Source organism: Desulfovibrio gilichinskyi (genome assembly GCF_900177375.1).
GTDB classification, from domain to species: Bacteria; Desulfobacterota; Desulfovibrionia; order Desulfovibrionales; family Desulfovibrionaceae; genus Maridesulfovibrio; species Maridesulfovibrio gilichinskyi.
This window is the reverse complement of the sequence record NZ_FWZU01000001.1, coordinates 611,667-623,242: the sequence shown is the minus strand read 5'-3', so window position 1 is coordinate 623,242 and position 11,576 is coordinate 611,667. Positions and strand designations below refer to the sequence as shown.

8 protein-coding genes are annotated in these 11,576 nt (G+C 40.0%); 3 read left to right on the top strand and 5 right to left on the bottom strand.

Features of this window, described 5'->3' with window-relative positions:
* The first annotated feature begins 135 nt into the window (after positions 1–135).
* Positions 136–1,422: an OmpP1/FadL family transporter gene (locus B9N78_RS02925; RefSeq protein WP_085098044.1), complete on the top strand. Its 1,287-nt coding sequence runs from the start codon at positions 136–138 to the stop codon at positions 1,420–1,422.
* Positions 1,423–1,481: 59 nt separating this feature from the next.
* On the opposite strand, the gene B9N78_RS02920 is transcribed toward B9N78_RS02925, so the two are convergent.
* Positions 1,482–3,041, bottom strand: coding sequence for a DUF4139 domain-containing protein (locus tag B9N78_RS02920; RefSeq protein WP_085098041.1), 1,560 nt, complete (start codon positions 3,039–3,041; stop codon positions 1,482–1,484).
* A gap of 276 nt (positions 3,042–3,317) precedes the next feature.
* Between B9N78_RS02920 and galE the strand changes: the two genes are divergently transcribed.
* Both galE and larC read left to right on the top strand, forming a co-directional pair.
* A complete protein-coding gene (gene galE / locus B9N78_RS02915) occupies positions 3,318–4,313 on the top strand; it encodes a UDP-glucose 4-epimerase GalE (RefSeq protein ID WP_085098038.1) in 996 nt (331 codons plus the stop codon).
* Between the two features lie 42 nt (positions 4,314–4,355).
* Positions 4,356–5,573, top strand: a complete 1,218-nt coding sequence (larC, locus tag B9N78_RS02910; protein WP_085098035.1) for a nickel pincer cofactor biosynthesis protein LarC — start codon at positions 4,356–4,358, stop codon at positions 5,571–5,573.
* A gap of 121 nt (positions 5,574–5,694) precedes the next feature.
* Here larC and B9N78_RS02905 read toward each other — a convergent pair whose 3' ends face one another.
* From B9N78_RS02905 to B9N78_RS02890, 4 genes are all read right to left on the bottom strand, one after another.
* Positions 5,695–6,429: a class I SAM-dependent methyltransferase gene (locus tag B9N78_RS02905; protein ID WP_085098032.1), complete on the bottom strand. Its 735-nt coding sequence runs from the start codon at positions 6,427–6,429 to the stop codon at positions 5,695–5,697.
* 17 nt (positions 6,430–6,446) lie between these two features.
* Positions 6,447–7,262, bottom strand: coding sequence for a DsbA family protein (locus B9N78_RS02900; RefSeq protein ID WP_085098029.1), 816 nt, complete (start codon positions 7,260–7,262; stop codon positions 6,447–6,449).
* A gap of 126 nt (positions 7,263–7,388) precedes the next feature.
* Entirely contained in the window at positions 7,389–7,829 is a 441-nt protein-coding gene (locus B9N78_RS02895; protein WP_085098027.1) for an exosortase system-associated protein, TIGR04073 family, read from the bottom strand.
* A gap of 139 nt (positions 7,830–7,968) precedes the next feature.
* Positions 7,969–11,553, bottom strand: a complete 3,585-nt coding sequence (locus B9N78_RS02890; RefSeq protein WP_085098024.1) for a PEP/pyruvate-binding domain-containing protein — start codon at positions 11,551–11,553, stop codon at positions 7,969–7,971.
* Between the last annotated feature and the right edge of the window lie 23 nt (positions 11,554–11,576).

Genomic DNA, 11,576 nt, shown 5'->3' with positions numbered 1-11,576 from the left:
ATGAATACATACTAAATTATCTTTACATATACTATCAGCCGATATACTAAAATCTCCGATTAAACTATGGAAATGGGGATATTGCGGTAAATTTACCTTCTAAGATTTTTGTATCTTGCGTTAAGGAGTTTGTGCATGAAGAACAAGTTTACAGTATATGTAGGTATACTACTTTGTGTGATCGGAGTTACATTGTCTTCCGGACTCTGTAAAAGAGCTGAAGCTTCAGGGTTCGCCCTATATGAATGGAGTGCTCGCGGTAATGCTCTTGGGGGAGCGATGATTGCCCGCGCAGACGACCCTTCTGCCATTGCTTGGAACGCTGCCGGAATGACACAGCTTAACGGAACTCAGGTGCTAGCCGGTGTGTCAGGAATTGCGATTGAAAATGATTTAACAACCACCTATAATGGAAACACCCAGTCAGCCTCCACTAAAGATAAAATTTATGTTCCACCTCATTCATATTTCACACATCAGTTAAATGATAAATTTTGGTTTGGAATTGGTACATTTACACGTTACGGACTTGGCACAACTTTTTCAGAAGACTGGGCGGGAAGATACTCTTCGTACAGTACAGAACTGAACTCATTTTCAATAAATCCTAATCTCGCTTACAAGTATAATGATTATATTTCGTTTTCACTGGGGTTGGAACTTATGTACGTAAGAGCTGACCTTCGCAAAAAATTTGACCCTACAGGTGCTAATGATCCGGATGACACTTCACATGATATTGACCAGCGTCTCATTGTTGACGGAATCTCTCCCGGCTTTAACGCAGGTTTAAGGATTACTCCATGTGATGAATGGGCTATAGGGTTTTCTTACCGCAGCAAGATGCTGCACCACGCAGACGGATCTGCAAGCTATAATCTGCCTGCCGGTATGAGCCCGACGACACTGTTCAACGATTCTGCCGTAACAATGTCTATGAATACGCCTAATATGTTTTTTTTCGGATTAGAATATAAGCCGATTCCAAACTTCAGTGTTGAAGCCGATGCAATCTACTCTGAATGGAGCGAATACAGTGACATTACATATCACTTTGATAAATCTACTGCTATCGGAAGAAAAAATGTTACTGTAAACAAAAAATGGGAAGATGTTTGGAGGTTTCAATTTGGTGTTGAATACCTGCCCATTGAAAATTTAGCTTTAAGGGCCGGTTATGTTTATGACCAGAGTCCTATCCGTGAAGGATATGAGGACTACATGCTCCCGACCAATGATAGACAGATAGTTTCAACAGGTTTCGGAGTGACATTTGATAAACTGGTAGTAGATGTTTCTTACATGTACTTGTGGATGAAAGATCGCGATATCAAAGCAAGGGCCGGAACAGGTGTTCTTGATACTTCCACTAAAAACGGCCAGAGCCATGTTGTAGGACTGAGCCTCGGATATAACTTTTAATTTCATACTCATATGAGAATTAAAAAAGCCCGTTTCGGTTGAAACGGGCTTTTTTTAATTTATCTGCCAAGACCTAGATCAATTTTCATATCTTCGGGTGCGTTCAAATCAATATCATACTGAATTTCAGCTTTTTGATTTGCTGGAACAGTTATATCCCATTCAAAATTATTATCCTTGACTATTGCTTTAGGCTTAGCAGAATCACTTAATTTTATTCTTTCATCTCCTGAAGACGGCGCAGGCTCCTGAACTTTTATCAAAACAGGTATTTTCCTTGGATTAATCAAACTGATTAGATACTTCCACTTGTAAGTCTGTTTTGATCCGAAAACACCTTTTGCTCCTGAATACTTTTCTAAGGTTTTTCGCTCTGCCTTAAGTACGGGGTCAGCTCCAAAAAACAAAGTTTTATCCTTACCGAAAAAAGAAAAATCAATTTTCCCGATCATAGCTCCTTCCATTAAAACCAGAGCTTGCCCTACTGGAAAATCTTTTGCATCTTGAAGTTTCATTTTCGCTGAAACATATACATCAGCAGTAGCGGATGGTCGTGATAGAAATGAATACTCGGCATTCCAGTTTTCATTTAATATGGAATACTTTCGCGCCGGCCCAGCAATAATATTTTTTGTGCCGAGTTCCCATATTGAATATGTGGACTTTTTAACCTGTATCGGAGCAGGATCGGCAACAGCCTTATCAGCACTATTTGTCATAGCAGATTCCATAACCATCATTGAACGTGCGTACTTTTTTTGCATCGGTTCATCTTCATGCTTCGGAGCAATTGTCCAGAGTCCTAATTCAGGAGGAAAAATACGTGAATTTTCTTTAACTGTCGCAAGGGCTACATCAAAATTATGAAAATCCATTCCACTACCCTGCCAAATCTCAGCATCAAAAGAAAATTTAACTTTATTCTGGTCAGGATAGGCATCCAGTTTATATTTGGGACGCCAACCGCAGTTACTCAACATATAGTTTATCTTAAAATCCGCATGCTTGCTTTTTGTTCCAGCTACAGAAACAGTAATAATCCACCGACTTTTACTTTGTCCTGAAACTTCGTTAAGCTTTCTTTTCAATTCGGTGATAATGACCGAAATATCTCTGCTTTGACTGTTCAATTCTACAGATTGATTATAGAGCTTTGACAGGTTTGAAACAACTAAATCAGCAACTTTATCAACTTCTCCAACTTTGGTTTGTTGAACTTTAGCTCTTTCGTTCCAAAAAAGGATACCTCCTTCAACTGCTTGAATTTGAGCCTTTACTGCCATTAATTTTGCATTAAGCACGTTTATTTTTTTTTCGATATCACTAGCCGCCGGAGATTGAACCAAGTCATCTCTACTCCACGAAACATCATTAATTACAATCTGTTTTGTCCGTGGTTCTATCGAAAATGTATCGGGCAAAGCTTGCCCGGGAAGAATAAAAGTCACAATTTTATCAGAATTTTCAGCATCCGTGCCGACTGTGATCTCAGCAGTAACAACTCTTGAAATATCCGCGCTGGAAGGGTAAAAAACAACTCTGTCAGTAGTAATCGCAGCAGCATAACTGCTGGACGTTATAAACATAAAAAAAATGGATAGTATTAATTTTTTTAGCAAGTTAGAATCCTCTTTTATAAATTATTATAATTTTTTTGATCAACACAATAGCCTATTAAGATCATTGCAATTGATGCTATTTATTTCCTGAAAAATTCACTAAGATGTTTTATTCAATATACCTTTATTTATAAATATAAAATTAAAAAATATTTGAAAAAATTACAGTTATAGTTTTCCAGTCGGCTATCTATACTTGAACTCGACAAAATGTTAGTTTTGACGTCTAATTATGTGAATAACATTCATTAATAATTACGAACTCATGGAGACGTAATGAATAGCGATAATAAAAAACTTTCTCTACTAGTATGCGGCGGAGCCGGATATATCGGTTCTCATATGGCGCGAATGCTTGATAGTTACGGCTATGAAGTTACTGTATTTGATAACCTTTCTACAGGATATTCCAAAGCTCTTAAATGGGGAGAGTTTATAAAGGGAGATTTAAGAAACCCCGATGATCTGGATAAAGCTTTAGGCTCTAAAAAATTTGACGCTGTATTTCATTTCTCCGGCCTGATTGTTGTCAGCGACTCAGTGAAACACCCTTTTCAATACTATGACAACAACGTTACAGGGACCTTAAACCTTTTGCAGGCCATGCGTAATCATGGCGTTAATAAATTTGTTTTCTCATCCTCAGCGGCTGTATACGGTGAACCGGTCATGGACTTAATTACTGAAAGTCACCCGCTTGCTCCGCTGAATCCATATGGAAAAACCAAACTATATGTAGAAGAAATTATTGCGGATTATGCAACTGCGTATAATTTTAACTCCGTAAGCTTCAGATATTTCAATGCGGCAGGTGCTCATCCTGATGGTTCAATAGGTGAAGCTCATCGCCCTGAAACTCACCTCATTCCTAATATTTTGTTAAGCAGCCTTGATCAGGGTCGCAAGCTTAAAATATTCGGCGACGATTACCCTACTCCTGATGGAACATGTGTTAGAGATTATATTCATATTCAAGATTTATGCGAAGCGCATCTTGCTGCAATAAATTTTTTGGAAACAGCCCACGGCGCTCACTCTTTTAACCTCGGAAACGGAAACGGGTTCAGCGTATTAGATGTCATCAACGCCGCCGGTGATGTTATCGGCAAAAAAATTCCATATGAATTTGAACCGAAACGAGATGGTGACTCACCAAGACTTGTCGCAGACAGCTCAAAAGCACACAATATTCTTAACTGGACACCCCGCTATAAGGATCTGCGTGAAATTATTGAAACAGCATATCGTTGGCATAAAAATCCTGTTTTTTAACTTTAACACTGCGGATAAACTAGTCCGCAGCTGAAGGATAAAATGAAATCACTATTAATTGATCCACGAATGGCCGGTGTAGCCGGAGACATGCTTTTATCCGCCCTGCTGGACCTTACAGGAGATCAGGAATGCATTCCCCTCCTCAATAAAGCCGTTTGTGAATTAACTCATTGCACCGCCTCCATTAAAGCCGTACATGCCACATCCATGGGTATAGGAGCTGTACGGATGGAAATCGGGCTTAAAGGTGAACGATTTGCATCCGCAGAAGATCTTGCAAGAGCTTTTAAAAACATTTCAAACTTCATGGAAATGTCGCCTGAAGTGATTGATAAAGGACTTGAAGTAATATCAACACTGTCAGAGGCTGAGTCCGCAGTTCACAAAGGCCACTACCACCTGCACGAAGTTGGTTCGGTTGATACTGTTATTGATATAGCCGGAGTTCTTTGGCTTCTCGATAAATACGACTATATGAGCGGTAAGATTTCCTGTCTTCCTGTAGCTGTCGGCAACGGCATTATTTCAATGGATCATGGCGAACTTCCCGCCCCTGCCCCTGCAACTCTCGAAATTCTTTGTAAAAGATCAATCCCTGTAGCTTCTTCAACCGAGCAGTTTGAACTGGCTACTCCGACAGGAGTGGCGCTGCTTGCCTGTATCGTTGATGATTTTATAAAAGTTTACCCGACTTCAACACCTCTTAAAATCGGAAAAGGAGCCGGCAACGCAGAATTAAAAGTATCCCCGAATATTATCAGAATTATTGAGAATATTTCCTCTTGCGAAAATAATGAACAGGCCGTCTTACTTGAAACTCTGATTGATGACGCAAGCGGAGAAGTGTTAGGTCATGCTCTAAACGAGATGCTTGATGCAGGTGCTCTTGATGCCTACATCAGTTCGGCGACAGGCAAAAAGAACCGCCCTGCACAGCTTGTTTCAATTCTGTGTCTCCCCGGTGAAGAAAGAAGAATGAGCCGTAAACTCATGCAGCATACAGGCTCTATCGGAGTGCGTGCGCAAGTTGTGAACAGATTTATCGCAGGTCGCAAAATTGATAAATATCAAGTTGAAATAAACGGAACGAAGTATCCGGTAAGAATCAAGATATCTACATTTGACCGACATTTAATCAGCAGAAAACCAGAGTTTGATGATTTAGTAGAAATTTCAAAACAAACAGGACTCTCACCGCGCATAATTTCTGAAGAAGTTAAGCGGCAATGTTTCCTGCCTATAAAGGATTCTAAATAAGCTGGACTGAGCTGATTAAGCTTCTCCAACTGTATAAAAGCGGTAAAACAAACGATTCTGAAATTCTGGAAACGATTTCACAATTATCTTTTCAAGATTTAGGCTGCGCTAAACTCGATTATCATCGCGTAAGTAGAACAATATCCTGATGATTTCCAGCATTGTGCCCGCACCAAGTCCCGTACAATACTTCTTTAATTTTCAAGTTATACTTCTCAAAAAGGTTAAACATAAAATGTTCATCATATCCTACCGCGTCCATAGGTTCTTTAGGATCGGAGGTATAAAAAATCCCGAACTTCTGGAAATCATGAACACTTTTCCCTGATTTCATAAGTTCAGAAGATTCTTTATTTATTAAAAAATAAGTTACAAAAACTCTGCCTGTATCTTTTAAAACTCTATCTATTTCAGATAGATAATTAATGATATCATCAGGCATCATATGCGTAAAAACAGAATTCAACATCACGAGGTCAAAGGTATTATCCTCATACGGGAAAATGAATTCCGAAGCTTTTGTCTGAGCGTATGGATTATAGGTAGTATTAAAAATATCAACCAGTTGGAATTTAAAATTCGGGAATTCAGGAGTGATATTTTCAGAGCACCACTTAACTCCTACCGGAAAAGTATCAAAACCTTCATACCTGCCATTTTCACTTAGATATTCTAGCAATGGAAAAGCAAGCCGTCCAATTCCGCATCCAATATCTAAAACACTTTCGTTTGGAGTAAGATCAAGCTTTTCTTTACAAAAAGTAACCATTTTACTTCCGATTTTACGAAAGTCTCCCCCTCCGAAGCAAATATGGAGATCTTCTGGAGGGTCAACAATGTTATTTATATCTCTCATTTAGTATCCCTAAATAATTACATTTTATTTAAGCAATCTTCACAAATGTCACCGTCAGTGGTTTCTTTTTTAGGACTTTTTTCAAGAATAAGCTCAACGATAGCTTCGAATTTATCTTCTGGTACATAACCGCGGATTGAAACTCCATTTACAAGAAAAGTAGGAGTTGCATCAAATCCGAATGATTTTGCTTCTGCCTGGTCTGCAGCAATATTTTCGGCAATTTTTGCAGACTTCAAAACCTTCTGCAATTCACCTAAATCAATACCCAGTTCAAGCAATATTTTGCCGAGAACTTTTCCATCAGAATCATCAAATAATTTTTTTTGATTTTGAAATGCTGCATCATGAAATTTAAAAGCCTTATCTTTATCAATTAGAGCTATAGCCTCAAAAACAGCTGCAAGCTTTTTAGATTCTGCGTGCAGTGGAAGATGTTTATACACCAATCTGTATTTAGCAGGATTTTTGGCTACAAGGTCGCGCACAACCTCGGCTCCTTTTTGGCAGTAAGGACAAAGAAAATCTGAATATTCTACAATAGTAACAGGCGCGTCAGGGTTGCCTATACTTGCCCTGTCAGGAGAAAGAACAGGTTTAAAAGGATTATTGATTTCAGCTTGAAATTTCGCTTTACGGTTTAGTTCATTGCGTGCATCAACACCGCTTTCAACAATTTTCAGTAACTCCAGATTATTTTCACGCATTGCATCTAAAATAATTTGTGGATTTTCTTTTATAATTTCAGCTATCTGACTTTTTAATACCTGTTTGCTGGCGCAACCGGATACGAACACCAAGACGATAATAAATAACACTGTCCTTTTTAACATATTCTTCCTCATTACTTTAAAAAAATGGCAAATAAAAACCCTCCAGCGTAAATCCTGCGGAGGGTTAAATTTTAAATAACTTTTTTTGCAATATATAACGATCCAACCATGAAAAAAATGAATAAATCAATACAGTTCTCCGCCGGTGATATCTGTAAAACTATTATCCCGGGCATCAACTTTATCGGTAAATTCAGAGGAGATAAATTCCTCATCCATTGTGGGGCCAGCAGGTCCACCGAACGGTGAAGTAACAATATCATACATGCCGGAAACAACTCTTCCGGTTCCATACGCAAACCCGGTTACAAAGCCGCCGAAATATCCAGCCAACTGTTCACCCGGACCATCACTTTCTGCCGCCATATTCACAGCCTGATTAGGAATTTCAATCGGAGCCGTAATGATATTAGTCATTCCACGCCCTATCTTACGGGTAACTCTGGAGCCATAAGAATCCTGACTGCCGACATAGTTATCAGACTTCATGGAACATCCGCTAAGAATAAGCATCAACAAACTGATAACAGTCAGGCTTATTTTTAAAAACCAGCTTGATTTATACATTATTGCTCCTGATATTGTCTGAATATGCCTTTGCCGCCCTTATCTGTCAAGGTTTCCAGCAACTCACAAAGAATGCACAAATCTCATCAAGACCAACTTGCTTAAAAGCTGGTCTTGATGATTATTAATAACTACAATTCTACCATTTCTTGGAATATTGCTTGTTTAGAGCAGCTTCCTGTTCTTCAAAAGTAGCAAAACCTGCATGGTGCATGGCGTCTTCGACAGTCTGTGACCAGTTCCATGCAGAATAGATCACAGCTTTATGGAACGTTCCGCGGAATGTATTCATTTCCTGACGATAAAAATCTTCTTTCGGAGTATCAATGTTGTCACGAAGCTGTTCATTAAGTCTTCTTATTTCACCTTCATACCAGTCTTCCAGGTCTTCAGGTGTATTGTATTTCTTAATGATATGCCCGTAACCATTCCCTTCCATTAAGTTTGCAAGATTATCAAAGTGTCTTGCATTAATCCACTTACCGAGTTCACTGACCTTGATATTTTCAGCTTCGACAGCCGCCATATCAAGTTTTGTCTGAAGATATGTATCAGGCACAACAGAAGCTGAAACAATACCTGCAATGCAGACAACTCCGCGCAGAATAACACTGTTTGATACACCCTGACCGCAGAAACCGATTTTCTTACCAAATTTCTGCCCGGTGAATATGGTCGAAAGAATCGCCCATACAACGGCGGGGTCTTCTTCATCATAGATATGCTGGAGCCTGGAATTATCTCTGTCTGTTCCTAAAACAAGCTGAGTCATATCATTCGAGCCGATCGAGAATCCATCAACTTCTTTAATGAATTCCTTACTGAGAATTGCATTACTAGGTATTTCAGCCATCAAAATAAGCTTTAAGCCGTCTTTACCTGATTCAAGATGATGAACCTGAGAAAGGTAACGTTTCATGCTTCTTGCTTCTTCAATGGTTCTGACAAACGGAAGCATCAGGTGTAAATTCTTTCCACCGAAAACGCCTCGCGCAAGTTTAAAAGCTTCAAGTTCCCAATCATGAATATCTCTGGAAACGCCTCGATATCCAAGCATCGGGTTATCTTCATGATTTTCAAAAAGGAGTCCGCCAAGCAGGTTATGGTACTCATTTGTTTTAAAATCTGTGGTCCGGTAAATGATATCTTTGCCATAAAAAGCCATGGAGAACAGAGCAAGTCCCTGTGATAATGTCTGGATATAATTCTCTTTACCAGAACGCAATCCGCGAGATTGTAAAAGTTCAAAAATACGCTTTCTTAAAGTCTGAACCTCGTCCATTTCGGACTTAAGGCCCATCTTGCGAGCAACTTCTTCACGTAAAGATTTAATTTTTTCGTTAAGTTCAATAACGATCGGATTTTTAACAGCCTTACCGACCATGTCTGATATTTCATCAGGAGATTCGAAACGCCTGTAGATAAAGCGTGAATCAGCATTTTCTTCCACGCCCTGCTGAAGTCCTAAAACGGCTTTAACATGCTCTTCTATTTTAACAGAAGTCTTTAAAATATATAGGCTTTCTGCCGCATGTTCCAAATAATTATCTAATTTTTTGTCTAAATCTCTGAGCTTGCGGTGCATAGCAAGAACTTCTTCAGTTCCTCTGGCATTTTCACCGTTGGCAAGTGCATCCATTTCAGGACTTAGCCCGGTAAGAGCTCCGACGTATTCTCTGAGTTTTATGTTCAGCGAAATAAGACCGGAATCAAGCTGAGACCTCATGACAAGAGTAAGTCGTGCATCAAGTTCATCAAGTTTATCCTGAATCAACTTATCAAGAGTTCCGTTGTCGTATGCTTCAAGCGCAAGTGGATGTACACCTACATTACCAAGCATAAATTCAGCTCTAAGCAGGCCGACTTCAAAATCAGGAACTTCTCTGAGGCGCGAGAGGAAAAGAGACTGTCCTACATCAGCAAGAATAAGCCCAACTTTTGTTCTTGTTGCAGGAAGCGTTGCGGTATCAATAGTTCCACCTACTTCACGCAGCGGAAGCAACCCGCGATAAACTTTGCCTCTGGAACCATCGACAGTTACTTCCTGCCCATCAAGTGACCGCAGAATTTCAAGACGCTGAATACCGATAATTGCCGGAATTCCAAGCTCGCGAGAAGTAATTGCGGCGTGACTGGTATCCCCGCCGACATCGGCCATAATACCTGCGGCAATACGCATTCCCGGAACCATATCCGGATCAGTACGGGCAGCAGCTAAGATGTCACCTTTATTAATTTTATTAAGCTCAAGAGCTGACCGCAGATATTTAACGGTCCCCTGACCCGCTCCGCGGGAAGCTCCGTTTCCTTCGAGAAGTACTTCTGCCGAGACAAGAGCTTTCGGATCAACTTCCAGCCTGCGCATAAAAATTGTACTTGGATGATCTGCGAACTCTTCGTTCCAGCGTGTTTCAGGACGAGCCTGCACAAACCATAATCTGTCTGCTGCGTCGAGACAGAATTCAGTATCCATGATCATGCCGCCATAAGCCTGACTTATTGAGCGGACGCCTTTAGCGACTTCTTCGGCCTGAGCAAGCGACAAAGCCCAGCGATAAATTTCATTAGGTTGAACCTTTTCAACTTTGGTTCCGCCATTTTCGCTGTAAACAATCTTTTTGTCTTTGTTGCCCATATTACGGACAACAACTTCCGAGCCGTCATCACGCTGGAAAACATAAAATTTATCAGGAGTAACCATTCCGCCGACAACCGCTTCACCAAGACCGTAACTGGCATCGATGGAAACAAGGTCTTTGCGGTCAGTTCCGCGGCAACCTGTTGCGGTATCTGCACTGAACGCTGTACCGGAGATAACCGGATTAATCATGCGCATCAAACAGACTGACAATGAAGTATTTTCAATAGCCCATTCTTTTTTGGCTATTTCTGCTATAGAAGCATCTCCGGTATTTTCAGCGAGAGTGACAGCGTCAAGAATTGCTTCACGGCGGTAAGTCATACTGCGGAGATTATAAGCGGAAGCACAATCCCAATGGTAAGCCTTAGCGCAGTTATCTTCACCGATAATATTTAGATAAGTATCCTGAAGTCCGGCAAAGGCTTTTTTACGACTGTCTTCACCGGCTGCGGAAGATCTGACAGCAACAGGTTCATTTTCAAGTCCGGCATCTTTGCAAATAGATAAATAAGCAGATTTAACAGCTTCATCAACTTCCTTTGGAAGGTCGACAGACAAAATAGCACTTTGAACCAGAACAGACCGTTTACGGAGCTGATCAATACCTTCAGGAGAGGTGGCAAAACCTTCAACAACGTTATTAACAAAAGTTCTTAACTGAATTAAAGTTTCAGAATGTTTTTTAGCTTCTTCTTTAATTACAGAGGCAATGGAGCGGACAAAATTCTGTATAAATTCGGAATCACTGTTAACGCTTTCACTGTTCCAATCAACAGCATTATATTCGCTGTCGACAACAGCTCTTACAAGACTTGCGTGAACCTTTGTTTCATCAAGCAGTTTATGAAAAGCCAAAGATGAAATAGCTCTGAACTGCGGAGCTCTGATACCTTCAACTTGACTGATCAGTGCTGTATTATAGTTTTTACCGCCAACTAAAAGTTCTGCATCTTCTCCAATTTTGACAATATCAGAACCGGCTAAAACCATTTTTTGTTCAAGCTGTTTTACTGCCTGACTTTTTTTAGGAGATTCAGTCTCTGATTTCTTAGCGGTACCAACTTCTTCCTTTTTGCCAGCCATTATTTACTCCTTACACAACAGTA

Excerpts from the sequence above, each read along its gene's own strand:
- B9N78_RS02925 (WP_085098044.1), top strand. The coding sequence starts at position 136 with ATGAAGAACAAGTTTACAGTATATGTAGGTATACTACTTTGTGTGATC.
- galE (WP_085098038.1), top strand. The coding sequence starts at position 3,318 with ATGAATAGCGATAATAAAAAACTTTCTCTACTAGTATGCGGCGGAGCC.
- larC (WP_085098035.1), top strand. The coding sequence starts at position 4,356 with ATGAAATCACTATTAATTGATCCACGAATGGCCGGTGTAGCCGGAGAC.
- B9N78_RS02905 (WP_085098032.1), bottom strand. The coding sequence starts at position 6,429 with ATGAGAGATATAAATAACATTGTTGACCCTCCAGAAGATCTCCATATT.
- B9N78_RS02900 (WP_085098029.1), bottom strand. The coding sequence starts at position 7,262 with ATGTTAAAAAGGACAGTGTTATTTATTATCGTCTTGGTGTTCGTATCC.
- B9N78_RS02895 (WP_085098027.1), bottom strand. The coding sequence starts at position 7,829 with ATGTATAAATCAAGCTGGTTTTTAAAAATAAGCCTGACTGTTATCAGT.
- B9N78_RS02890 (WP_085098024.1), bottom strand. The coding sequence starts at position 11,553 with ATGGCTGGCAAAAAGGAAGAAGTTGGTACCGCTAAGAAATCAGAGACT.